This is a genomic window from Agarivorans sp. Toyoura001, from assembly GCF_005405585.1.
In the GTDB taxonomy this organism is placed as follows: domain Bacteria; phylum Pseudomonadota; class Gammaproteobacteria; order Enterobacterales; family Celerinatantimonadaceae; genus Agarivorans.
Window position 1 is genome coordinate 1 of sequence record NZ_BJEQ01000025.1, and the last position, 25,486, is coordinate 25,486.

General features: G+C 44.1%; 21 protein-coding genes. 12 read left to right on the forward strand and 9 right to left on the reverse strand.

Features of this window, described 5'->3' with window-relative positions:
- Positions 1-136: 136 nt before the first annotated feature.
- Both FFR00_RS19995 and FFR00_RS20000 read right to left on the reverse strand, forming a co-directional pair.
- Positions 137-1,105, reverse strand: a complete 969-nt coding sequence (locus FFR00_RS19995; protein WP_137675188.1) for a GGDEF domain-containing protein — start codon at positions 1,103-1,105, stop codon at positions 137-139.
- Positions 1,086-2,147 (reverse strand): response regulator, encoded by a 1,062-nt coding sequence (locus FFR00_RS20000; protein WP_137675189.1) that lies wholly within the window; start codon positions 2,145-2,147, stop codon positions 1,086-1,088. Before FFR00_RS20000 ends, FFR00_RS19995 begins: the two co-directional genes overlap by 20 nt.
- 288 nt (positions 2,148-2,435) lie before the next feature.
- On the opposite strand from FFR00_RS20000, the gene FFR00_RS20005 reads away from it, so the two are divergent.
- Positions 2,436-3,008: a DUF922 domain-containing protein gene (locus tag FFR00_RS20005; protein ID WP_137675190.1), complete on the forward strand. Its 573-nt coding sequence runs from the start codon at positions 2,436-2,438 to the stop codon at positions 3,006-3,008.
- On the opposite strand, the gene mnmC is transcribed toward FFR00_RS20005, so the two are convergent.
- Complete coding sequence (mnmC, locus tag FFR00_RS20010; protein ID WP_161985213.1) at positions 2,994-5,021, reverse strand: bifunctional tRNA (5-methylaminomethyl-2-thiouridine)(34)-methyltransferase MnmD/FAD-dependent 5-carboxymethylaminomethyl-2-thiouridine(34) oxidoreductase MnmC; 2,028 nt, start codon at positions 5,019-5,021, stop codon at positions 2,994-2,996. The genes FFR00_RS20005 and mnmC overlap by 15 nt on opposite strands.
- Positions 5,022-5,135: 114 nt before the next feature.
- Between mnmC and fabB the strand changes: the two genes are divergently transcribed.
- The 10 genes from fabB (at position 5,136) to purF (ending at position 17,040) form a co-directional block, all read left to right on the forward strand.
- Positions 5,136-6,353: a beta-ketoacyl-ACP synthase I gene (gene fabB, locus FFR00_RS20015; RefSeq protein WP_137675192.1), complete on the forward strand. Its 1,218-nt coding sequence runs from the start codon at positions 5,136-5,138 to the stop codon at positions 6,351-6,353.
- 112 nt (positions 6,354-6,465) lie between these two features.
- Positions 6,466-7,578: a 4-phosphoerythronate dehydrogenase gene (locus FFR00_RS20020; RefSeq protein ID WP_137675193.1), complete on the forward strand. Its 1,113-nt coding sequence runs from the start codon at positions 6,466-6,468 to the stop codon at positions 7,576-7,578.
- Between the two features lie 11 nt (positions 7,579-7,589).
- The gene (locus FFR00_RS20025; protein WP_137675194.1) at positions 7,590-8,618 is read left to right on the forward strand and encodes an Asd/ArgC dimerization domain-containing protein; all 1,029 of its coding nucleotides are present in this window, start codon (positions 7,590-7,592) and stop codon (positions 8,616-8,618) included.
- Between the two features lie 186 nt (positions 8,619-8,804).
- Complete coding sequence (locus tag FFR00_RS20030; RefSeq protein ID WP_137675195.1) at positions 8,805-11,111, forward strand: FimV/HubP family polar landmark protein; 2,307 nt, start codon at positions 8,805-8,807, stop codon at positions 11,109-11,111.
- A 152-nt stretch (positions 11,112-11,263) separates the two neighbouring features.
- Positions 11,264-12,052, forward strand: a complete 789-nt coding sequence (truA, locus tag FFR00_RS20035; RefSeq protein ID WP_137675196.1) for a tRNA pseudouridine(38-40) synthase TruA — start codon at positions 11,264-11,266, stop codon at positions 12,050-12,052.
- A 134-nt stretch (positions 12,053-12,186) separates the two neighbouring features.
- Positions 12,187-13,119, forward strand: a complete 933-nt coding sequence (gene accD / locus FFR00_RS20040) for an acetyl-CoA carboxylase, carboxyltransferase subunit beta (protein ID WP_137675197.1) — start codon at positions 12,187-12,189, stop codon at positions 13,117-13,119.
- Between the two features lies 1 nt (position 13,120).
- A complete protein-coding gene (gene folC / locus FFR00_RS20045) occupies positions 13,121-14,383 on the forward strand; it encodes a bifunctional tetrahydrofolate synthase/dihydrofolate synthase (protein ID WP_137675198.1) in 1,263 nt (420 codons plus the stop codon).
- Between the two features lie 13 nt (positions 14,384-14,396).
- Positions 14,397-14,933 carry an SPOR domain-containing protein gene (locus tag FFR00_RS20050; protein ID WP_137675199.1) on the forward strand — a complete coding sequence of 179 codons (537 nt, stop codon included), beginning with the start codon at positions 14,397-14,399 and terminating at the stop codon, positions 14,931-14,933.
- A 77-nt stretch (positions 14,934-15,010) separates the two neighbouring features.
- On the forward strand, positions 15,011-15,502 hold the full coding sequence (locus tag FFR00_RS20055) for a CvpA family protein (RefSeq protein WP_137675200.1): 492 nt from the start codon (positions 15,011-15,013) through the stop codon (positions 15,500-15,502).
- Between the two features lie 14 nt (positions 15,503-15,516).
- Positions 15,517-17,040: an amidophosphoribosyltransferase gene (gene purF / locus FFR00_RS20060; protein ID WP_137675201.1), complete on the forward strand. Its 1,524-nt coding sequence runs from the start codon at positions 15,517-15,519 to the stop codon at positions 17,038-17,040.
- A 76-nt stretch (positions 17,041-17,116) separates the two neighbouring features.
- On the opposite strand, the gene FFR00_RS20065 is transcribed toward purF, so the two are convergent.
- The 5 genes from FFR00_RS20065 to FFR00_RS20085 form a co-directional block, all read right to left on the reverse strand.
- Positions 17,117-18,073 (reverse strand): alpha-L-glutamate ligase-like protein, encoded by a 957-nt coding sequence (locus FFR00_RS20065; protein ID WP_137675202.1) that lies wholly within the window; start codon positions 18,071-18,073, stop codon positions 17,117-17,119.
- Positions 18,073-19,596 carry an inactive transglutaminase family protein gene (locus tag FFR00_RS20070; RefSeq protein WP_161985214.1) on the reverse strand — a complete coding sequence of 508 codons (1,524 nt, stop codon included), beginning with the start codon at positions 19,594-19,596 and terminating at the stop codon, positions 18,073-18,075. The genes FFR00_RS20065 and FFR00_RS20070 overlap by 1 nt, the downstream gene beginning before the upstream one ends.
- Before the next feature lie 5 nt (positions 19,597-19,601).
- Positions 19,602-20,315, reverse strand: coding sequence for an ATP-dependent zinc protease (locus FFR00_RS20075; protein ID WP_137675204.1), 714 nt, complete (start codon positions 20,313-20,315; stop codon positions 19,602-19,604).
- 72 nt (positions 20,316-20,387) lie between these two features.
- The gene (gene cmoB / locus FFR00_RS20080) at positions 20,388-21,362 is read right to left on the reverse strand and encodes a tRNA 5-methoxyuridine(34)/uridine 5-oxyacetic acid(34) synthase CmoB (RefSeq protein WP_137675205.1); all 975 of its coding nucleotides are present in this window, start codon (positions 21,360-21,362) and stop codon (positions 20,388-20,390) included.
- 121 nt (positions 21,363-21,483) lie between these two features.
- Entirely contained in the window at positions 21,484-22,206 is a 723-nt protein-coding gene (locus FFR00_RS20085; RefSeq protein WP_137675206.1) for a hypothetical protein, read from the reverse strand.
- A gap of 108 nt (positions 22,207-22,314) precedes the next feature.
- Here FFR00_RS20085 and FFR00_RS20090 point away from each other — a divergent pair, with 108 nt between their 5' ends.
- On the forward strand, positions 22,315-24,180 hold the full coding sequence (locus FFR00_RS20090; protein WP_137675207.1) for a methyl-accepting chemotaxis protein: 1,866 nt from the start codon (positions 22,315-22,317) through the stop codon (positions 24,178-24,180).
- 47 nt (positions 24,181-24,227) lie between these two features.
- On the opposite strand, the gene chrA is transcribed toward FFR00_RS20090, so the two are convergent.
- Positions 24,228-25,397, reverse strand: coding sequence for a chromate efflux transporter (chrA, locus tag FFR00_RS20095; protein WP_201798782.1), 1,170 nt, complete (start codon positions 25,395-25,397; stop codon positions 24,228-24,230).
- Positions 25,398-25,486 lie beyond the last annotated feature (89 nt).

Here is a 25,486-nt window from a genome sequence, read left to right on the forward strand (position 1 = left end):
CGATATACAACACGATGAGACCGCACCTGAGTTTAAATATGGAAACGCCCAATCAGGTGCATAATAGAAAAGGCCAGCTACTGGAGCTGGCCTAAAAACCGTCAACCTATTTTAGGACGGGTCATGCTATTTGGCTTTAATCTACCTTATGTTGAAACAAGCTGGTTTGATTACGCCCGTTATGCTTGCTTTGATACAAGGCTTGGTCGGTATTTGCTAACCAATCTTTCGCACTTGCAGTTTGGTCGTCAAGTTCTGCGATACCAAGGCTAACGGTAAAGGGAATCTCAGTGCCACCAACAACCGGTTTTAAATCCTCTATTGCGGAACGTATTCGCTCGCAAAATATCTTGGCGTGCTCAGCGTCGGTGTCAGTTAATATTACCCCGAATTCCTCTCCGCCGTAGCGGCCGGCTATATCGGTTTTACGCATTACTTTTCGTAAGGTATCACCCACTAAGGTAATAATTTTGTCGCCAGCAGGGTGGCCATAGGTATCGTTAACTTTTTTAAAGTGGTCGATATCAAACATGACTAACGAACTTGGTGCTGTGCTGCGAACAAAGCGATTAAACTCTTGGTCCAACCTGTCTTGCCAATAGCCTCTATTATATAGCTGCGTGAGTTTGTCGGTGCGACTGAGCACTTTCAGCTCTTCGTTTACTTTATGTGCCTCAAGTTTATTCACTGCGTTATCGGTCACATCGTAAATAATCAAACTAATGTGAGTCACAATGCCGGTTAACGAGGTTAGCGGAATAATGGTGATGTTCTGGTACATGAAATCAACGGTACCAGTGATTGGCCGATAGTTTTTAAATGGAAATACGTGGGGGCGTTGCTCCCAAGTGGTAAAGGCTCTGTTTTTTAGAAAAAACACCGAGTCCATTTTATGGCGTAACCAATCTTCAGGCAGGTTGGGGAATAGGGTAAACAACTCTTTCCCCTGAGCTTGGTCGGGGCGCAAACCACTATGGGTTTCCATAAAGTTGTTCCAAACCTGCACATTGTAATCTTTATCAAGCACCACCAAGCCGACATCGATAGTTTGTATCATGTCGAGCATCCAGTGGAACTCGTTCATCTCATTTTGGTGTTGGCTCATGATGCTCAAATAAATATGAAATTTTGTTATTAAGGGTCGGCAACGAATCTTCGGTAATCAGTAATAGCAGATCACATTGAATGTTATGCTTTTCAATAGTGTAGTTGATTTCTATTGCTAAAGTTTTTTGCCAACGATGGGTATTGTTACTAATTAAATCGCCAATATTACAGTGCTGACCTAACACTACCGGATGGCCTTGAGAAAAGCCTACATCTAGCTGATCAGACACGCCTTTTAAGCAAGCGCCGATTAAGATATTGGCAATGTCCATTAATACTTCTAACTGGCCGTTGTCATCCATCTCACCTTTGTACTTCATCAACTTAGACATATCGGCAAAGCTGGAATCGTGAAATAACAATAACGCTTCGCCGGCAATGCCTGAGCCTATAAAACCTTGGCAGACGGCAGACATTTCCTCGTTCTCTTCTACCGAGCTTAAGGCCATATGCAATTCACTGGTTTCCAGAATATTAACATTGGGGATCGGTAGTACGATGAAGGTATCAAGTAAGCGTGCCAGTAAATCTGCCGCACGACCCATTGCCACATTGGCAATCTCTTGATAATGGTCGCGAAAATCGACAATTTTAGGCGATAAAGTATCGTTAGCGGGCGCTGGCATTTTATCTAGCGCAGCTAAATCATTTTCTAATTCGAGCAGTTGTTGAGACTCAACAATGCCATAGGCCACTAATATCTCGCCAATTTTGGCTTTGTTGGTGGGTTTTTTAATGAAATCCAGAGCGCCAAGTTGTTTTACACGGTTGTAAGCTTCGGGCTGAACGTCTCCAGATACAACTATGATTAACGCGGGTAGATCATTCTTCTGAACTTCTTCTAGTACTTCATAACCATCCATCACTGGCATATTGAGATCGAGAAATACCACATCCCCTTTACCTGCGCGGATTAAGTCCACGCCCTCTTGGCCATTTTTAGCAAAGCTGATTTCTACGTCCCATCCGGGAGGGAGGCTGCGAGCCATTTGTTTTCTTGCGAGGTTAGAGTCATCGCAAATAAGAATTGGTAACGACATAATTTACTATTAACTCTCCTTGTTCGCTGACAGTATGAAGCCAAATGGCTGGCTTGCTAAGCAGGAAATGATAAAAATTACAATTAAGCTTGCGGCACTTTGAGGTGTTTCACAAAAACCACTTCGCTATCAGCTGTAAAGATAAGTTTAGTCGAGAAGTAATTGATTATTCGTTAAAGTTTCAAAATAGTACGCGTAGTCTGATAAGCTGTAATGTCAAACTAGAAAGCGAATAAAAATTTGCTTAGTTGCTAAAAAAACGGAAATGGACGATTTAGAGGATCTAAAGTGGAACTAGCTAGATGGATCAGGCAAGGAGTAGTGGCTGCCTGCGTACTGTTTTCGGTATGCGCTCAGTCTGCCTCGGTGCAGAGTAGAATAGAATATTATGATGTTAGCGCTCACGACTTAAATCAGCTGCGTAGTCAAATACAAGCACAAGGCCCTAAAAAACGGGGGAATCGATACAGCATTGCTGCGGAATATCACCTTAGTTGGACGCCAAAAGTACAGATTCGTAATGATCGCTGTGAAGCGTTGCAGCCAGATTTACAGTTGAGTGCCGATTTAGTGATGCCTCGTTGGATTAGTCAAAGTAAAGCTGACTTTGCTGTACAGCAATCTTGGATCAGCTATATTGCTGCTGCTCAGCAATACCATCAAAAAATCACCTTATTAATTGAGCAAAGCGTTGATCGCTTTGTACAACAGACACGAGGTTTAAACGCGGCCGAGTGCGATAAGCTAGAAGCGCTAATTAATGCCAAGGGCAGGGCGGCACTGGCGAGTGCTCAGCAAAAAGTGCGAACCTACCAGCGCCAAACCCGTTATGGTGAATCTTTAGGGCTAACGATACCTTAATTCTAATGGGCGCTTTTTCACTAAGCGCCTATTCCAAAAGCGATGCGGATGTAAACTACTCAAAGTGGATTGCTTAAGTGGCAGAGGTTCACCGCAAAGCTGAGCTGCCAATATTTCGCTGGCAAAAGGTGCGCTGGTGATCCCTCTTGAGCCGAAACCTACTGCCATAAAACAACGTTGGTAATAAGGTGGCGTTTGTTGCTGCCAGTTTTGTTGATAACCCTCCCTGTATATTTCCTCTATTTTGGGCACTTGCCCTAGAATTGGAAAGTGATCTCTAACGGCACAGCGAGTGGCGGCTCGACCTGGTAACTCAGCCAGTTGCATCTCGTTATTCCAAGCCTGAGGCTGACATTTACGCAGCGCGGCTAAGTTGTCTTCGGCTTCCTTGGCATCCATTTCAACATTTAGATTGTTACGCACATAACTCGCTCCAATACAGTGTTGATGGTGGCTAGCCGGGGTGAGATAACCTTCATAGCATAATACGGTAGTGAGTTTACTTAATTGCGAATTGGTGTTGATATGACTTACTTGGCCACGTACTGGCGTTAGCGGAAGTTGCTCGGTTTGCGGCAAGTTAAGTAGGCGGTGAGAGTGGCAAAAAGCGATGTTGTCGTGAATTTTATTTACGTCGCCAAAACTTAACACACAGCATTTATCATCTTGCTTAAATGCAGTTAGTTCATGGTCATAATGAATAGTTAATAAACCCGACTGCTCGGCAGACTCTAGCAAGGTTTGCACGCACTGCTTGGCATTTATCCAGCCCGCTAAAGGGTAATACAAGGCTTCGCTCTCGAGGTTTACCCCTGCTATGGTTGAGGCTTGCTCAGCTGACACCGGGTAAACCAGCTCTTTAGGATAATTTGCTTGGATAATATTGTGGTTTTTCTTCAGTGATTTTTCATCGTAGCCTAGTTGAATTAACCCACAGTATTCATGCTCTACGGTTAAACCTTGCTGGTCTAATTGCCCCATTATCTGACTATGGTAGTTAAAAGCATGCTGAAAAAAGTCACTCACGTTTGGCTGGTTTGGGCTTAATAAGGGATACACCGCACCTTGTCGGTTGCCTGACGCCTCTAATGCAGCTGCACCATTTTTTTCGTAGAGGCTGACTTTTACACCGCGCTTAACCAAGGCATAAGCTAGACTTGCGCCGGCAATACCCGCGCCGATAATGGCCATATCTTCGCCACGGCTGATACTTTGTCGTGAATATAAATGACTTTGCTGCTCATACTCCGGGGCAGTAGCTTGATAGCTCCCCACTAACATATCACGCTTTCGGCCGAAGCCTTTGGCTTTTTCGGTGGCAAAACCGGCGTCAATTAAGCCCCTGCGAACAAAGCCTGCCGCGGTAAAAGTAGCCAAGCTGGCATTGTCGGCCGAAATTCTGGCCATGCCATTAAACAATTGCTGAGACCACATATCGGGATTTTTACTTGGTGCGAAGCCATCTAAAAACCAGCTATGTACTAAACCACCTTTTACGTTCGGGACTTCTGGCAAGTTAGCGTGTACATCACCAATCCAAATATCTAAGGTGATGGGCACTGGAGTGCTAAACTCAATACGATGACATCCAGGCGTCATAATCTTTGGATAGCGTAACAGCAGTTGCTGGCTAAAAGGCATAAGCTCAGTCCACTGAGAGAGGGCTTGGCTTAGATCCCTTAGTGCTAAAGGGTGCTTTTCAAAGCTAATAAAATGTAGTCGTTTTAGTTCGGTATCAGCGTGTTCGACTAAAAATTGTTGGTAGTGTTGCCAAGTAGCTAAAAAGTTTAAGCCAGTACCAAAGCCCGTTTCGGCAATAACGTAGCTGGCTTGCTTATGGCTATTCCAGCGCTCAGAGAGTTGATTTTGTTCAATAAATACATAACGTGTTTCAGCTAAACCGTTATCTACGGAGAAATAAACGTCATCATAATTGGTCGCTACTGGCGTACCTTCGGGATTCCAATGAACGGTGGCGGTTGTGGTGTTATTCACATTATCCGATGAAGACAAAATTTAACCTCGAGTTTTACTAGAAAATTTAAGCGTACACGTGTACTCTCATCCGACCAGATTAGGCTGCAAAATCGGTAACATAGCAGCAAATACAACCCGTGAGACCATCTGATGAAAAGAGCAGTTATCACCGGGCTAGGCATTATATCTAGTATCGGTAACAATAAAGAAGAAGTATTAGCATCCTTACAAGCAGGTAAATCGGGAATTACCCATTCACCTGAATTTGCCGAGCTAAATCTACGCAGCCAAGTATGGGGTGATTTAAAAATGACCCCTGCTGAACATGTTGATCGCAAAACAATGCGCTTCATGGGCGATGCTGCGGCATTTTCTTACCTTTCGATGCAGCAAGCTATTGAAGATGCAAAACTTGCAGAAGACCTAGTATCAAACGAACGTACCGGTTTGGTGGTAGGTTCAGGTGGTGCTTCTTCAAAGAACCAAGTTGAAGCCGCAGATATTTTACGCGCTAAAGGCGTTCGTCGCGTGGGACCGTATATGGTGCCAAGAACAATGTCGAGCACTACCTCAGCATGTTTAGCCACACCGTTTAAAATTAAGGGTGTTAACTATTCTATTAGCAGTGCTTGTGCAACCAGTGCTCATTGTATTGGTCATGCTTTAGAGCTAATTCAACTAGGCAAGCAAGATGTGGTATTTGCAGGTGGCGGTGAAGAACTTCACTGGACATTGGCAATGGAATTTGACGCTATGGGTGCTTTGTCGACTAAATACAACGACAACCCTGAACTCGCTTCGCGTACCTACGATGCAGACCGAGATGGTTTTGTTATTTCTGGCGGCGGCGGCATGGTAGTGGTTGAAGAACTAGAACATGCTTTGGCTCGCGGTGCAAAAATCTACGGTGAAATCGTAGGTTATGGTGCGACGTCTGATGGCTACGATATGGTTGCTCCGTCAGGCGAGGGCGCTGTACGTTGTATGCGCCAAGCTATGCAAGGCCTTAACGGTGACATTGATTACGTGAATACTCACGGTACTTCTACGCCAGTAGGCGACGTAAAAGAGCTAGGCGCTATTCAAGAAGTATTTGGTGGCAACAGCCCGCTAATTAGTGCGACCAAGGCGATGACTGGCCATGCACTAGGCGCGGCGGGTGTACATGAGGCGATCTACTCATTATTAATGATGGAAAACGACTTTGTAGCCCCAAGCATTAACATCAATAACTTAGATGAAAAAGCAGAAGGCTTGAACATTGTTGCCAATGAAGCGAAAAGCGCTAAGTTGAACCGTGTAATGTCTAATAGCTTTGGTTTTGGTGGCACAAATGCCACGCTTGTAATCGAGCGTTTCCAAGACTAAGTCAATTTTGTTTGAAAAAAGCTGCCTTTGGGCAGCTTTTTTTTTATGGAATTTATTACGCGTGTTAAGATTGCCGACCTTAAAAGTCAGCAGATTACCAATAGCGCAATCAATGAAAATAGTGGTAGACGAAAATATTCCCTTTGCTCAAGAGATCTTAAGCCAGCATGGGGATGTGATAGCGGTAGATGGCCGGACCATGCAAGCTGAGCAACTGATTAACGTAGATGCCCTGTTAGTGCGCTCTGTCACCAAGGTAAGCCCTCAATTATTAGCAAAAGCGAATCAGCTCAAGTTTGTAGGTACTGCGACTATCGGCACCGAACATATCGACCAAGATTATTTGCGCCAGCAGAAGATTGCCTTTGCTAGTGCGCCGGGCTGTAATGCTATTGCGGTTGGTGAATACGTAGTCACTGCCCTATTAGCCGCTGCTGAACATCAGCAACAACAACTAGCAGGTAAAACTATTGCTATTGTTGGTGCGGGAAACACCGGTAGCCAAGTAGCAAAGCGAGCGGCAGCTATAGGCATGCAGGTAATGCTTTATGATCCGCCGTTAGCCGAGCAGGGTTTATGTGAGGAATCGGTAAGCTTTGAGCAAGTACTGCAAGCCGATGTGATTAGCTTGCATGTGCCTTCGACTAAAATCGGTAAACACCCTAGTTACCATATGTTCAATTCATCGGTATTAGCCAAGCTAAAACCAGAGCAAGTATTACTCAATGCCTGCCGTGGTGAGGTAATAGATAACCAAGCATTACTAAAGCAAGCAGAGCAAGGGAAAGCCCCACTGCTGATTTTAGATGTATGGGAAGGTGAGCCAACTATTTTAACGCCTTTGGTAAAATATGCTTTTATTGCCACCCCGCATATTGCAGGTTATAGCCTAGAAGGGAAAATGCGTGGTACCAGCATGGTTTATCATGCAATGTGCCAAGCCTTAGCGCTAAAAGAAAATGATTTAAGCGAGCACTTACTACCCGAGGCTGAGTTTTCAAAAATCAGCCTTAATGGAGAAGTAAGTCAACCTCAGCTCACCAAGCTTACTCAGGTGGTTTACGATATTTTTGCTGATGACCGCCGATTTCGATTACATGGTTCAACCCCACAGGGCTTTGACCAACTTAGAAAGTTTTACCCGCAACGCCGTGAATTTAGGGTATTGCAGGTACTTAATCAACATAATCAAGCAGTGCTTAGCCAGCTTGGTTTTAACCTTTAAGAGAATACATAATGCAACAGTTTCATAATGTGGCAATCATTGGCGCAGAGAGCGAGCAAAGCCAACAATTGTTAACCTTGCTTGAGCAACGCGAGTTTCCTGCCGCACAAATATTCCCAGTGAATATTAATGCCCAAGATGATGAGGACAGCGATGAAGATCAAGAGGGAAGCTTAAAGTGGCAGGGTGAAACCCTTGATGTTGCGGAAGTAGACATGCTCAACTGGTCTGAGATTAGTGTCGCTTGGCTACTGTCTACTGATGAAAGTGCATTAGACATCGCAGAGCAAGCTCGCCAGTTAGGCTGTGTGATTATTGACATGGTAAACGCGAATGTTAATGCCTTAAGCTGGGTACACGCTGCCATCAACCCAGAGCAAATTGCCGAAGGTTTAACCGAACGTTGGTTAAATTGTCCAATCAGCTTGGCAGGTCAGTTATCTTTATTACTGCATATTATTCAACAAGATGTAGAATTAGAGCGGGTCGAAGTTACCGCCATGCTTAGTGCAGCCAATAAAGGCAAACCGGGTGTAGATGAGCTGGCAGGCCAAACAGCACGTTTGCTAAATGGTTTGCCGGTAGAACCAAAGCTATTTAGTCAGCAACTGGCCTTTAATGTTTTGCCAGAAGAAGCTGGCGAAGGACTAAATGGTGTCAGTAAGTTTGAAGCTGATTTAAACGAGCAATGCAAAGCGTTGTTACAAACGCCTGAACTTAACTTAAATGTGAGTGCTCAGCATGTGCCTGTTTTTTATGGCGACAGCTTAGCGCTGCATCTTTATGGAACTTACTCATTAGATTTACTGAGTATAAAAGAATGGTTGGGTCAGCATGACGCCTTCGAACTCGTTGAAGACGAAATCGTGACACCCGTGAGCAATATCGCCAATAACGATACTGTTGTATTGAGCCGTTTACGCCAAAACCCGAATACGGAAAGCGGTGTAAACCTAAGCTTAATGGCTAACAATCCTTTATCTGGAGTGGTAGCAAACGCGGCTCAAATCGCAGAAACGTTAATAAAACAATACATTTAAGCCAATTAGCGGTTTAGATTATTACCTAAGCGCCGATAACTCTAGTTGAGGAAAAGCGCAGTAAAATGCGATCTATGTGTAAACTGTTGCCTGTTTAGCTAGATCGCTGATTGTTAGCTGGTTATATTAAAACAATAACAATGGATTGAAGCTATTCAGTCTAAAGGAAGAACACAAGGAAAAACTATGGGGCGGAAGATTTCCCTCGTTGCATTGTCGGCTGTTTTATCGTTCACAACTTTCAATCCGGCCTTAGCTCAAGACAGCGGAACATTTTATGTTGAGCTAGTAGGGCCAGATGAAGTAGTTGGTGAACCAGAGCAACAAGTCTATGGACCCGTTCGCAGTAACGATACGCTGTGGGCCATTGCTAGTTTAAATCGACCATCCCGCTCTATTAGCGTCTATCAAATGATGTTCGCTATCTTAGAGAAGAATCCTCAAGCTTTTAATAACGGGAATATCAACTCGATTATTAATGGCAGTTTCTTGACCTTACCTACCACTCAAGAAGCTCAAGCCATAAATCACCAAACAGCGGTTAGAGCCTTAGCGCCTAAAAAGACAGTTACCGCAACGGTTGCTCAACCTGCGGCTGCAACAACCACAACCACCACCACAAAAGTACTTACGCCAAAGCCAGCTGCACCAGCACGAGCAGCGCTAAATTCAGAAGCCTTAGAGAAAACTCAGCAAGATCTAGACTCTCTACGCGATCGTTTAGAAACGCGGATTGACGAACTTGAGCAGCTTAAGCGCCAAGAGTTTGATGTTCTAAAAGAGCAAATGGATGAATCTAGCCAGCAAATGGTTGGCTTAGCTGAAGTTAATCACCGCATGAAAATGCGTATTCAAGAACTTAGTGATGAACTTGCCAGTATTCGCGAAGAACTAAATGAAAACCGCCGTAACCAAACTCAGATTTTGCAACTGCTTGAGAAACCTAAAGTAGAAGCCAGTGAGATGGAAAAAGACGGAGCGTCAGATTTTTTCTCTTCACCGCTTAACATTGGCTTAGCGATTTTCATTCCTATTTTGTTAATTGCTTTAGTGATTACCTTGTTATTCAGGCGCAAAGCTAAACGTGAGCTGGAAGAACAAGATAAAGAAATGGCTGAATCAACCGTCAGCTTAATGGATGATGAAAACGATGAGTTTTCTCAGCTCTTTAGTGACAATTTAGATCCAGAAGATGAGCAAGCGCCGGACTTAAACAGCGACTTTGAAGACGAACCAGATTTAAGTGTTGATGACATTGCTCCTGAGCCTGAAGTATTTGAAGATGATATTGATGACTTAGAACCGGAGATTGAAGAAGCTAGCTTCGAAGACTTTGCTGCAGCCCAAGAAGAACAAGCAAGTGAAATCTCGCTAGATGATAGTGAAATGGCGGCCTTAGACGCTTTTGAATCTGATGACTTAGTGCCTTCTATTGAAGAAGACGAGCCTGCTCAAGAAGATCCTGACGCCATCATTAGTGCAGACGATTTAGCTGCTGCGCTTAGTATGGAAGATGATCAAGATTTGTTTGACGTTAACGACGCCGAGCAGCTTGACGAGGCCGCAGAGTTATCTTTCGAGGATGCATTAAAACAGCAGCAAGAAATGGAAGCTGAGCTTTCAGAGGTTAGCGAGAAGGAAAAACTTGATTTAGACAATATTGATTTGTCGGGTGATTTAGATGAAGACCCGATTGCTGATTTAAGTGAAGAACCCGATGTTGTGGTTGAAGAGGAGCTTACTGCTTTAGATGAAAGTGTCGCGGATATTGATGAAGCAACCGCTGAACTAGAAGCGTTAAGTGAGTTAGAAGAGCCTGAATTAGCCGCTGAAGAGCCTGAAACAGACTCTGAGTTAGATGATTTTAATCTTGATGATGACTTAGTTGACCTCGGCGATTTAGATCTCGAAGACCCCACTTTAGTTGATGATGCAGAACCAGAAATAGACGAGCTTGCTGCGTTAAGTGCCGAAGCAGATAAGCTTGATGCTGAGCTGCCTGAACTTGAATTGGAACCGATTGTTGAAGTTAATGAACCTGCAGAAAGTACTGATTCAGATGAGCAGGAAGATGAAGTCTCAGATGATGACATCGATAATATGTTTGCTAGCTTTGGGTCTGAAGCGTTTAACGAAAATGCAGAACCAAGTGATGCTGAAGATTTACCTTCGCGCAGCGATATTGAAGAACGTGAGTTTGTTGACATTGATATGCTACTCAACGATGCCGATGAAGACGCTAACGATGAAGCCGATCCTTATGACAGCCCAAGCTTAGATGTAGAGTTGGATTCGTTCCCTGATGTATTGCCGCAAGATAAGCCGGTAGATGTAGACATTAACGCTGAACTTGCATCAAAACTTGATTTAGCCCGTGCTTACTTGGAGATAGACGACCAAGACGGCGCTAAAAAAATTCTCCAAGAAGTGATGGTGAGTGATGACCAAAGCTTGAAACAAGAGGCTGAGGAGTTGTTAGCGCGTTTTAGCTAACCCACGCAGTGTATTTTAAGCTTAAAAGGCAGTGACGAGAGTCACTGCCTTTTTGTTTGCTTGAATAAAATGAGACTGGCTTTGATTAGGCGGTGACAAGCAGGTCAGCTTTTTTTATCATACGCCGTTATTGTAATTATCTATGGTAGTTTATGCGCATCGCCTTAGGCATCGAATATGATGGTGCCGGTTATTTTGGTTGGCAACGTCAACGAGAAGTTCAGTCTATTCAACAAGAGCTAGAAGCTAGCTTGTCTATTGTGGCAAATAGTCCTATTCAAGTGCAGTGCGCAGGTAGAACCGATGCCGGTGTTCATGCTACGGGGCAAGTGGTGCACTTTGATTCGCCGGTTGAGCGTAAAATGGCCGCTTGGACACTGGGCGTAAATGCCAATATGCCTAATAACATTGCAGTTCGTTGGGCCAAACCAGTGAGTGATGAGTTTCACGCTAGGTTTAGCGCTACCGCCCGTCGTTATCGTTACATTATTTATAATGGCGGATTTAGGCCGGCTATTCTGGCGCAAGGCTTAAGTTTTTATCATCAAGAATTAGACATATCGTTGATGGAGCAAGCAGGGCAATCGTTCGTTGGCGAACAGGACTTTACTTCTTTTCGCGCGCTACATTGCCAAAGTAAAAGCCCGGTACGCAAAATCGAGCACTTAACCGTGACTCGATATAATGACTATGTTGTGGTTGACGTAAAGGCTAATGCTTTTCTTCACCATATGGTACGTAATATTGTGGGCAGTTTGCTTAAAGTTGGACAAAAAGAGCGTCCAGTTGAATGGATTGCCGAATTATTGGCGGTAAAAGATCGCGCGAAAGCGGCAGCAACGGCGAAAGCGGGTGGTTTGTATATGGTGCAAGTAGACTACCCTAGTGAATTTGAGATACCGCAGTTGCCAATTGGCCCTTTATTTTTGCCGGCAAGTTAAAAAAAACTGTACGATAATGAAGGGTTAGACCAGTTTTATCTAAAACATTGAGGCTAATTGTGGTTTAATTGCGGCCATTCAATGCATTCTGTTATCAAGGCGGATTTACCGCCTATTGAGAAGTAAGGTTCCCGATGAGTTGGTTAGAGAAAATTCTTCCGAAAAGTAAAAGTGCTTCTGGTAAGCGACGTAATATTCCAGAAGGTGTGTGGACTAAGTGTGCTTCATGTGAGCAAACCTTGTACCGCGCAGAGGTAGAACGTAACCATAATGTTTGCCCTAAGTGTGATCATCACATGCGTATTGCCGCTCGTGACCGCTTAGAAGCCTTCTTAGACCAAGATGGTCGCGAAGAGCTAGCGGCAGATTTAGAACCGCGCGACAAACTCAAGTTTAGAGACAGCAAAAAATATAAAGACCGCATTGCTAGTGCGCAGCGTAACACTGGTGAAAAAGATGCGTTAATCGTAATGAAAGGCGAGCTAAAGGGTTTACCTGTGGTAGCTTGTGCCTTTGAATTTGCTTTTATGGGCGGTTCTATGGGCTCGGTTGTTGGTGCTCGTTTTGTTGCTGCCGTTGAAAAATGTTTAGCTGAGAAGCGTGCCTTGATTTGTTTCTCTGCCAGTGGCGGTGCGCGTATGCAAGAAGCCTTATTCTCGCTAATGCAAATGGCTAAGACTTCTGCAGCACTTGCTAAAATGCGTGAGCAAGGCTTACCTTATTTTTCTGTATTAACTGACCCTACCATGGGCGGTGTATCGGCCAGTTTCGCTATGCTTGGTGATGTGAACATTGCTGAGCCTAAAGCCTTGATTGGTTTTGCTGGTCCGCGCGTTATTGAGCAAACGGTACGTGAAAAGTTGCCTGAAGGTTTCCAGCGTAGCGAATTTCTGCTCGAAAAAGGTGCCATCGACATTATTATTGACCGCCGCAACATGCGTGACCGTATTGCTGGCATGGCGTCTAAGATGATGGGCATTGTTACAACGGAAGTGGAAGTTGTAGTTGAACCTGTGGATTCGGATGAAGACTTAGGGGCTGCCATTTCGGCTAACGACAAAGACTAGCATGGCAACTGTCAAACCTTCTCAAAGCCGGTCTCTTGCAGACTGGCTTTGTTATTTAGAAAACCAGCACCATAGCGCGATAGACCTAGGACTAGAGCGAGTCGCTAAAGTGGCGCAAACCGGTCAGCTTACCCAGCTAAATGCGAACGTTATTACCGTGGCTGGTACGAATGGCAAAGGCTCTACTTGTGCCTTGCTTGAGCAAATTTTGTTAGCACTGGGCTATAAGGTGGGCGTGTATAGTTCACCACATATTCTAGATTATCGCGAACGTGTAAGAATTAATGGAGAACTTCCCCCTGCTAGTGATTTTTGTGATTCTTTTGCAGCTATCGAGGAACTACGTGCTGAAACCAGTTTAAGTTATTTTGAATTTGGCACTTTAGCAGCCATTTGGTTGTTTGCTCAACGCTCTTTAGATTATGTCATTCTAGAAGTGGGCTTGGGTGGAAGGTTAGACGCCACCAATATCGTAGAGCCTGATGTTAGCGTTGTTACAACTGTTGCTGTTGATCATGTTGATTGGTTAGGCAGTGATATTCAGCAAATAGGCCGTGAAAAAGCGGGCATTTTTCGCAACAATGGTAAAGCAGTCATTGGGGACCCCGCTATAGTAAGTAGCGTATTGGAATGCTCTAAGCAGCTTAATTGCCAACAACTTGCCGCGGGGCATGAATACTCTATATTACGTTCACAAAACACCTGGAGTTTTGAAGGTCAACGTTTGGTGTATTCCGCACTGCCGTATCCCCGTTTACCTTTATCTAATGCCGCAACTGTAATTGCAGTGCTAGAGCAGCTTGAGCTTAGCCCTGAGCCTAGCTTATTGGCTGATGCTATTAGCAGCTGGCAGCTGGCTGGGCGTTTGCAAACACTGTCGCAGCAACCGCTAGTCATTGCCGATGTTGCCCACAATCCACAATCTGCTGAATATTTAGCATCGCAGCTTCCCGAGTTAGCTCAAGGACGAAAAGTTGTCGCTCTATGTGCCATGTTAGGAGATAAAGATATGGCATCAACGGTACAACCTCTTTTAGCCTTGGTGGATACTTGGCATATTAGCGGTTTGAGCGGTCCTCGAGGCAATGATGGCAGCGCCCTGGCTCAGAGCCTATCAGTTGCAAAGGGGGTTTATAAGTACCCAACGTTAGCAGAAGCATATACAAGCGCACATAACAGTTTAGACGATGACTCGATGTTAATTGTCTTTGGTTCTTTTTTTACAGTTGCAGAGACATTAGAATTGTCAGCATCTCATCAGTAGCAGAGACTCAACATTGACCGCACAGTTTAAAAACCGCTTAGTGGGCACCATTATTTTGGTCGCTTTAGGTGTGATTATCATTCCCGACATTCTCGATGGTAAAAAAACGCGAGTAGAAGAAGAGTTCAACTCTATTCCGTTTGCGCCTAAGGTTGATTCTTTGCCTCCCTTACTTCTAGAGCTGCCTACTGATCAAGAAGCAGTAGATGTTGCTGACCTTGATGCTGGTGATGATGAGATTCCCAAAGAAGTTACTACTCCTTCAGAGCCTGTACCAACAAAGCAAGCTCTGGAATTTGATAAACCCGCTTACGTAGTGCAGCTAGGCACCTTTAAAAACGCCAATAATGTTACCCGCCTTGTAGCCAAACTGCGAGCTGCAGGCTTTCAAGCCCACTCTTTCCCAGAGCCAGCGGTAGAAGGAGAGTTAAATAGGGTATTTGTAGGACCTAATGTGTCTAAAAAAACGCTAGAGCAGCAGCAAGAAAAACTCAAAGAGTTAACCGGTTTGAGCGGCGCGATTCGCCAGTTCGACCCTTTATTTAAGTAGTATGAAAAAATACATAGACGCAATTTATATTTGTTTCTGGTAGAATTCGCAGCGTTTTTCAACAAGTAGAAAAATTTATGGCTTGGGTAGACTACGTCATTATTGGCGTAATAGTATTGTCGGCATTAATTAGCTTGGTTCGCGGCTTCGTTAAAGAAGCCCTGTCGCTGGTCTCTTGGGTAGCGGCTTTTTTCATCGCCAGTCAGTTTTATCACGACCTATCTAGTTATTTTACTCTTATCGAAAACCCCTATTATCGCAGTGGCGTGGCCATTGTTCTGCTGTTTGTCGCCACCTTAGTGCTTGGCGCTTTAGTCAACTATTTGTTTAGTCACCTGGTTAATTCCACCGGCCTTACTGGTACCGATAGGGTGCTGGGTATTTGCTTTGGTGCGATACGAGGGGCTTTAGTGGTAAGCGCTATGCTATTTGTATTGTCGTTTACTGGATTTCCGGAATCTTCGTGGTGGAAGGGCTCATTATTGATTCCCGAGTTCACCGTGATTGTTCAGTGGTTTTTTGAGTTTTTAAAAGATTCTTCTAGTTTTTTAGATAACTACCAATCTTAATAAGGAAAAGCTTCATGTGTGGTATTGTCGGCATTGTCGGTGCTAGTCCCGTTAACCAGGCGATTTATGATGCGCTAACTGTTATACAGCATCGTGGTCAAGACGCCGCGGGTATCGTTACTATTACCGAAGGCATGTTTAAACAACGCAAAGCCAACGGATTGGTAAGAGATGTGTTTGAAGTAAAACACATGCAGCGTTTACGTGGCAACTTAGGTATTGGCCATGTGCGTTATCCAACTGCCGGTAGCTCTAGCGCTGCCGAGGCACAACCTTTCTACGTAAACTCTCCATTTGGTTTAGCTCTCGCGCATAACGGTAACTTAACCAATGCAAAAGAGTTGCGTGAGCAAATGGCTAAACGCGCTCGTCGCCACATTAACACCACTTCGGATTCTGAAGTGTTGCTTAATGTATTAGCGCACGAGTTAGACCTTATCGTACAAGATGAGCTTTGCGAGAAACAAGTATTCACTGCTATCTCTGAAGTGCACAAGAAAGTTCGCGGTGCTTATGCTGTGGCAGCCTTGATCATTGGCCAAGGTTTAGTGGCATTTCGTGACCCGAACGGTATTCGCCCTTTGGTATTAGGCAAGAAAGTGAGCGACGACGATGCCTCTAAAATGGAGTACATGGTTGCTTCTGAGAGTGTTGCTTTAGATGCTGTTGGTTTTGAGTTTGTACGCAGCGTTGCGCCAGGCGAAGCTGTTTATATTACTGAAGATGGCCAGCTATTCACTCAACAATGTGCTGAAAATCCTGCTCATAACCCATGTATTTTTGAATATGTGTATTTTGCTCGTCCAGATTCTATTATCGATAAAATCTCGGTATATGGTGCGCGAGTTAATATGGGTACCAAGCTTGGTGAGAAAATTTCGCGCGAATGGGACGACCTAGATATCGATGTAGTGATTCCAATTCCAGAAACTTCATGTGACACAGCGTTGCAAATTGCTATGCACTTAGATTTACCCTATCGCCAAGGTTTTGTTAAAAACCGTTATATTGGCCGTACGTTCATTATGCCAGGGCAGACCCAGCGCCGTAAGTCAGTGCGCCGCAAGCTTAATGCTATTGACGTAGAGTTCAGAGGCAAAAATGTATTGCTGGTTGATGACTCCATCGTACGTGGTACTACATCTGAGCAGATTATTGAAATGGCCCGTGATTCTGGCGCAAACAAAGTCTATTTTGCTTCTGCTTCACCAGAGATTCGTTTTCCTAATGTTTATGGTATTGATATGCCATCAGCAAACGAGTTAGTGGCTCATGGTCGTGAAGTAGATGAGATTTGTCAGCTAATTGGCGCTGATGGTTTGATCTTCCAAGATTTGGATGATTTGATTGAAGCTTGCCGTCAAAGTAACCCTGAAATCCAAACCTTCGAAACCTCGGTATTCAATGGCAAATACGTAACAAACGACATTGACCAAGATTACTTGGATTACTTGGACCAGCTGCGCAACAATGATGCGCAAGCGATACAGGCTCAAGAAGAAGTGGCGAGTTTAGAGTTGCATAACGAAGACAGTTAACTCGAACTAGTTGCTGTTTGGATGATAAAAAAGCACCCCTTGGGGTGCTTTTTTGATAATTAGAATCTACTGACGTTTAGCGAGAAAATTCTTTCTTACTAAATTCGACTCGCTCGTCTGCGGTGCGGTTTATACCTTCGCTGATTTGCTGTTCTACCAACTTTAGGCGTGGCAATATACCTTCACCATTCGCAATTTGAATGGCTAATCCCGGTCGAGCATTTAGCTCTAGCAGCATAGGGCCGTTAGATTTATCTAACACCATGTCTGTGCCCAAGTAGCCCATTCCAGACATCTCGTAGCAACTCGACGCCAACTCTAACAAACGCTGCCAATGAGGCACAATTAACTCTTTAAGCGGGCGATCTGTATCAGGGTGTTTTTCTATCGGTCGGTCAAATTGTACAGCATGTAAAGCTTGCCCGGTTCCAATGTCTATGCCAACTCCCACAGCGCCTTGGTGGAGGTTAGCTTTACCGTCTGAAGCGGCAGTAGACAGGCGCATCATTGCCATTACTGGATAGCCTTGGAATACGATTACTCGTACATCAGGTACGCCTTCAAAGCTAAAACCTTCAAAGCAGGCATCAAATTCTATTAAGGCTTCAATAACCGCTACATCAGGGCTACCACCTAAAGAAAACAAACCTGCCAATATATTAGAGCAATGGCGTTTTACGTCTTCTTCATGAGTGGGGGCGCCGCTAGGTTTAAAAAACACCCCAGACTCTTGTTTAGTAATAACTAAAATGCCTTTACCACCAGAGCCTTTAGCCGGTTTAATAACAAAACCGGAGTGCTTTTGTAGCAACGGAATAATTGATTGAATATCGTGCTGAGTGCGTACCACACCAATTAAGGCTGGAATGGTGACATTATCGCGCTGGGCAATAATTTTGGTTTTAAGTTTGTTATCCACCAAAGGGTAGAGTTTACGCGGGTTGTACCGGCTAATGTAGCCGGTATTGCGCTGGTTCATCCCCATGATGCCCTTGCGGGCCAGCTTAAAAGGACTGGTGAATTGATTAAACATCAGTCCTCCTTATTCGCTAATGGTTGAAAGCGACGAAGTTCTAGTAAGCGGTAACCCGTGTAGTTACCCAAAATCAAAATAATGCCCAACACAATGAACTGAACGCCCATAAAGTTGAAGGTTAAATGACGAACGTATTCGTTGTTCATCGCTAAGAAGGCCAATACAGCAACCAGTAAGCTACCGCCACCTTGTAATACCACTTCTTTAGGGCCTTCTTCTTCCCATAACACTGACATACGTTCAATGGTCCAAGAAAGAATAATCATCGGGAAGAAGGTGATTTTTAAACCCTCGGTGAGTCCCACTTTAAAGCTCATGACACTAAAGATTGAGATGATGCCAATCACGGTGATAATTACTGCCGATATTCGCGAGACTAGCAGCAAATTGAGGTGGGAAAGGTAGCCTCGAATCACTAAACCAGTGCCCACTACAATAATGAAACCAATTAAGCCGGTCATTAATGAGGTTTGCATAAACGCCATAGCAATAAGCACTGGCATAAAGGTACCAGAGGTTTTTAATCCCACCAATACGCGAAGCAACACCACAATCAGCACCCCGATAGGGATCAGTAAAATGCCTTTAAACAAGGCTTGCTCTTCAAGCGGTAGGCTATCAATGGAAAAATTCAGAAAGTCAGCTTCGCTAATTTTGGGGGCGACTGCCGATTGGGCACTCTGCTCAACCAGTAGCATAGAGAAGCTCACTTTAGAGTCTTTACCACCAACAACTTCCAACATGCTGTTGCCATTGTATTCCCAAAGAAGCGTATTCTCAGGTCGGCCTTGGATACCCGTTTTCAAGTCGAAAATTTGCCAATCGTTCTCGTCTTTAAATACTTGAATATATTCAGTAATGTTTTGGCGACGTCGACCATCTTCTAGCTGCAAACCTTTAACAATTCGAGCCGGTACATCTGCGTTGTTGAGTAGATCTACCACCAATCGGTTTTTAGGTTTGTAATCTAAAATTAACCCGGTGTTTTGGTTGGTTGTTGCAGTATCACCCGTTAAGGCTTTAATTAGTTCACGAGTGAAGCTATATGCATCGGCAGATAAGCCTTCGGCTTGTTTTGCTAAGTGATTCGCTGCAGTGAAATAAGGTTCTGGGTATTCAACAAATGGTGTATCGGGCATTTGAGGCTGGTAAATGTCGGCTGCTTTAGGATCTACCAAAAAATCTACTTTATAGTACATCTCCTGATGGCCTTCGGCTTCTCGCTTGGTCCATATTGCACGAGGGTTATCTTGATCGTTAACGAAAGATAAGCCATAGGCTAGCGAGGCGGTCGACTCATGAATACGGGTGTAACCCTGTTGAGTCATTGGCAAAGCAAGTACGGTTTCTACACTTTCGCCGTTAGCATCAAATTCAACTTTGGCTTCAATGGACCATATCTGGCGCTTTTCGCCAGGGAACCAAGGCACCTCAAATTGAACGTGGCGATACATTGTCATGCTTATTCCTATCAGCATGCAAAGTGTTACGATGAAATAAAATATACTGCGAGAACTCATGGGCATTAATCCTTAAATGTCGGCTTCGCTTGTGTGAACTTTTGGCTTATATCAACCACGCTAATGTCTTTCAGGAAGCTACGTCCTAGTAACACCGGATAGCTTAGGTGGTTGCGGTCGGTAAGGGTAAATTGGGCTTTTTCTGAAATAGGCCCAAGTTTAACTAACATAGATACCACAGGGCGTTTATCTACAGTGTTGGTAGAGGCTTGAGTTACTTCAGCGGTTCTAATCACTGGGCGCTCTACAATAATGTCGGTATCAATGGTTTTGTGGCGTAAATTAAAGCGTACCCAGTTTTTACCGTCACGCTCAAATTTTACTATGTCAGTGGCATTTAATGATGAGGTTGCTGCACCAGTATCTATACGAGCTTGAAAAGCGTGCTTTTGACCTTGCAGGCTTACCCATTCAGATTCACCAAGTACAGTTTTATTGCCTAACTTGTATGATGCCTGCTTGCTACAACTAGGCGCGGTAGCTTTATTCGAAGAAACCGGGGCTGGTACAATGGCCACTACTTTTTCTTCTAATTGGTCAAAGCGTTGTTGTTGAGCCGCTAATTGTTCTGAGATTGACTCACATTGGCTCAATACAGATGTTTGCTGAGCAGAGAGTGCAGACAGTTGTTCTAGGGTTTCGGTGTTGGGCTGAGAGGCTTGTTGGTTTGCACAAGCACTTAGTGCTAGAGACAATGAAATTATTGAAAGCTTTTTCATAGTTCAAATCCATTAGGCAAAAGTAATAACTGCGGTTTTAGTAATTGTTTTAGCATAGCGTATGAAAACTGTTTAGTCTGGATTAATTGCAATTAAAACAGCACGTTTGGGAGCAGGTAGACCTTCTACAGTTTGGCTTTTGTCGTTTGGGTCTAAGTAGTCGTTTAAGGACTCATGGGTCATCCACGATGTACTGCGTTGTTCTTCGGTAGAGGTTAAATCAACGTCGACAACGCGTACGTCGATAAAGCCTACTTTTTCGAGCCAAAGTTTTAAGGCTGCAGTGCTAGGCAAAAACCAAACGTTTGGCATTTTTCCATAGCGCCCAGCTGGAACCAGTACTTGGTTTTCGTCGCCATCTACCACCAGTGTTTCTAGTACCAGTTCACCGCCTTTATGCAGTTGCTCTTTTAGTTGAATGAGGTGATCCATAGGTGAGCGGCGATGATAAAGTACTCCCATAGAAAACACCGTATCAAAGGCGCGTAATTTAGGCAGTTCTTGAATTCCTAAGGGCAATAAGTGCACGCGTTGATCGTTATTGGCAAAATTACGAATGGCTTCAAATTGCATTAAGAACAAGGTTGATGGATCGATACCGACAACAAACTCTGCATCATCACCAAGCATGCGCCACATGTGGTAACCGCTGCCGCAGCCCACATCTAACACATAACGGTGTTTTAAAGGGGAGATGTGTTTACGTAAACGTTCCCATTTCCAATCCGAACGCCATTCGGTATCTATCTGAATGCCGTAAATATCGAAGGGGCCTTTGCGCCAAGGGTGAAGGTGACGTAGCAAACTTTCTACTTTTTTACGTTCACCTGCGGGCATGTCTTCAGCTTTACCAATGCTCACTTTATCTTTGAGCTCGATATGTTTAGTGGTTTGCAGAGGGAGTTTATTGAGCACTCGCTGCCAGCGAGGAAAGTCGCCATGAGCATGCTCTTTTTGCCAATCGCCAAGCTGAGCGGGGAGTGTATACAGCCAGTGTTTTAAGCGGTTTTTGGCAATTAATTGGTAAAAATCAGAGAAGTCTATCATTGGTTACAAGAGCTTGATATTGCTTGAGTATATATAAGCTTGATTGTAGCAAGTTTTAGCTGGTTTTGGCGAGTAAGCGCTAAACAGAATCGCTATCTCAGTTGTTTATTGTTTTTCTGGCTCACTGGTTAAGGTCAACTTTCAACCAAGCAAGCTGATGCTGGCCATTTTCATTTAGAAAGCCGCTATCACAGACATTAAGATCTTTGCTTGCAAGTAATAGTGTTTGTTGCTGATGTAGGCGAAACCCCATGTTGTTTAGTTGCGAAATATGCTGATTGTTGACAGGTTTACTGCTGTTCAAAAACAACAGTAAAGGGCTGCGGTTAACTACAAAATCATCGTTTAAAACTTTAAGCAAATCTTGTGGTTCGTATACGCTAACGCTGGCTATAGCAAAGGTTTGTTGTTGGTAGCGTGCTAAAGCAAAAAATGGTGGCGGTTCTAGGTCACTCTGGTTTGAACTGTAAGCACTAAGCCATTCAAAACTTTTCTCATGCCAAGCGTAGCTATAACGCTTTGTTTTTGACCTGCTTGAGCTAAACGTGATGCTTTTGTTAGGAAACGCAGAATGACTATAGTTTTGCTTTGAAGCGTCGATAAATAAAGAGGGAAGGTTAGCCACTAAAATACTGTCTTGGACTATTTGCGAAAATTCAGCCCCCCAGCCACTTTGCTGGGCAATGCTAGCTGAGTTACTAACGCTGATAGTGGCCACAGATTGTGGGCAATCGTTGAGTAACAGTGAGTTAAAATCTAATTGTTCTACCTGAACCGCGGCTTTTACGGCAAAGCTTAAGCTCAAATAAACCAAAAATGTGCTGATAATTTTTAGATAAATCATAATTAGTAACATAGGGTTAGTAGATACAAACAAGATGCTAGCACATATTTAAACTAACAATCTTCAATGGCAAGTAATTAAAAGCGGGAAGCTAAAAGAGGGGTTTTTATGGGAAACATGTCGATTAAACAGCGTTTAATCTTAACTATTTTGATTTTACTTGCAGTATTGAGTGGCGTACAGGCTTGGTTTCAAGCTCGCACTTTGTCTCAAGAAACCCGCATTGATATTGCTGGGGATGCCAAGCAACTCGCACAAGCGGCAACTGACCAAGTAAGTTTGTGGTTTGATTCAAAGTTGGCGATTGCCAAAGGCATGGCGTCAGATCCCAAAGCCGCAGGGTTTGTGGCAGATTTAGTACAAGCTAAGCAAAGTGGGGATTTCATCTATTTTTACTTCGGTAGTAGCGAAGGGAAAATGACCATGCATGATCCTAATGAAACGCTGCCCGATGGTTACGACCCACGCACTCGCCCATGGTACAAAGGCGCGCAAACTAATGGTTCATTTGTGTCCGACCCATACGTAGATGCTACTTCTGGCCAAATGGTTATTTCGGTTGCGCAAAGGGTTAGTGGCGGAGTTTACGCAGGAGATTTAGGTCTCGATGTAGTGACCGAGCGGGTACTTAACCTTGCCAGCGAGCAGGTATACCCGGTTATCGTTGATAAAGAGGGCTTAGTGGTTATCCACAGTGATAAAGATTTGGTGTTAAAAAAAGCCAGTGAACTGTCGGAACAATTTACTGCGAGTTTCTTTTCTGCTCAAGCAAGCTCATCAGAAATGAGTGATTTGGTGGTTAGCGGTAAAGAAAGCTTTGTAAACGTTACTCCGATTGAAGGTACTGACTGGTATTTGTTGTTTGTCTATGACAAACAAATCGCGATGGCACCGGTAAGCGCCATGATGAAAAGCTCTATGATTTTTGCAGTGGTGCTATTTGTTATTATTGCGGTGGTGATGCTCAAAGTGATCAGTGCAATGCTAAAACCGATTGAGATTTTAGGTGGGGCGATTGAAAAACTATCATCGGGAGATGGAGATTTAACCAAGCGAATCAATTTAAACCGTAATGATGAAATAGGCTCTCTTGCCGCGGGTATCGACAAGTTTATCGATCAGCTACATGAGCTAATGAAAGAAATCGCTGAAGATGCCGACAGCTTGCAGCGTGCCGCTGCTTTAACCAATAGCTCTACTTCTGCTTCGAATGTTCAAATTGAACGTCAGCAGGGCGAAGTTACTCAGGTAGCGACCGCAGTGAATGAAATGGCTGCAACCGCAAATGAAGTGGCTAATAACGCCGAGCAAACCGCTGAGGCTGCGCGTGAATCAGCTGATTCTTGTGAACAAGGTAAGGTGCTAATAGGCCGCAACCAGCAACAGGTAAATAGCTTGGCTGGGCAATTAGATGGCGCCGCTGAAACGGTACAAGAACTAGAGCGTAATACCCAAGAAATTAGCGACATTCTTTCAACCATTCAAGGCATTGCTGAGCAAACAAATTTATTGGCCTTGAATGCAGCCATTGAAGCGGCTCGCGCTGGTGAACAAGGCCGAGGCTTTGCGGTGGTGGCCGATGAAGTACGTAACTTGTCGCAACGCACCCAAAGCTCAACCGAAGAAATCAAAGCGATGTTAGAACGGCTGCAGGGGAATACCCAAAGTACCGTTAAAACCATGGATGAAAGCCAACAGTTAGTGCAAATTAGCGTTGAAGAAGCCACGAAAGCGGCTGAGATGTTAGAGAATATCACTAACTCGATTACTCATATCAGTGATATGGCGACGCAAATTTCTAGCGCTGCTGAAGAACAACGCGCGGTAACGGAAGAAGTGGGGAGGAATACTCAAGGTATTCAAGATGCTTCGTTAGAGCTGGCGGAGCAGGCTGCGGGTAGTTCGCAGCGAGCCACAGAATTAGATGCTATTGCCGACAAACTGCATAAAGAGGTTGGCGCATTTAAGTTGTAATGGAATAACGTTTAATTAAAGAGCCTGCTTAGTGCAGGCTTTTTTATTTATGCCAGTAACAATATTCCCGCTCCCCCTAAGCTTAGTAACATGATGTAAAGAGGTAACTTCACGACTCGCAGTAAAAAGAACCCTAATAACGCTAGTACAAACTCTAGGTTCGAATGAATCGCGCTAGTGAATATTGGATTGTAAAGTGCCGCTATCAGTAAACCAACCACCGCTGCGTTAACCATTTGCATTGCTGCGGAAAACTTCGCTTTTTGAGCCAGCGCTTGCCAAGCATCAACAAAAGCCAGTACCAATAAAAAACCCGGTAGGAAAATGGCAATAGTTGCTAAGCTAGCGTAAACAAGAGGATTTTGTTGGCCTACCACTGCGCCTAAATAACTAGCAATAGTAAACATTGGGCCAGGTACTGCTTGTGCAGCAGCATAGGCGGTTAAAAACTGTTCTTGGTTTACATCCCCTGAAAGTGTTTGTTGCAGCAAAGGCAGCACGACATGACCGCCACCAAATACCCAGCTACCCGCTTGATAAAACTGGCTAAAACTGTGAATGAGAGGATTTAAGTTTAGAAAAGGCAAAAACAGTAGCGCAATAAATACAGCTAAATATCCAAACTTAATGCTACCGGTTTGGTTTGTGCTGGTATTGGTATTTGTAGGGGGATTCGGTACCAATAGCTTTTCATTTAGCGCTAAACCTATCAGTGCGGTAAGAGCCAAACAAACGAGTTGGGTACTAAGTTGTGGGAACAGCAACAAGCTGGCAGCAGTAATAAAACATGCTCCGCTTAAATACCGATTACTGCAAAACTGCCTATACATTTGTCTTACAGCATCAACCACTACTACCAATGCAGCAACTTTTAGGCCCGCGATTAATCCCATAACAAAGGGGTTGTTGTTACTGTAGTTGGCAGCCAACGCTAGTACCAGCATCAAGGCTGCCGAGGGCAAGGTAAAGCCAATAAATGCGGCTATTGCACCTAGTTTTCCTGCCCGGTGCAAGCCAATAGCAAAACCCACTTGAGAAGAGCCAGGGCCCGGCAAAAATTGGCTAAGCGCGACTAAATTTGCATATTCATGCTGGGATAACCATTGCTTGTTATCAACAAACTCTTGTTTGAAAAAACCTATATGGGCGGCTGGGCCACCGAAGCTTACTAATCCTAGGCGGAAAAAGGCGCTGAATACTTCAAATATTGCTGTCATAGTCTTTTGTAGGTAAAAGCAAAAAGGGCATTTTATGACGGTTTTGTTACAGTTGTATTGCGAACCAATCCCATTATTTTTTCTGTGTA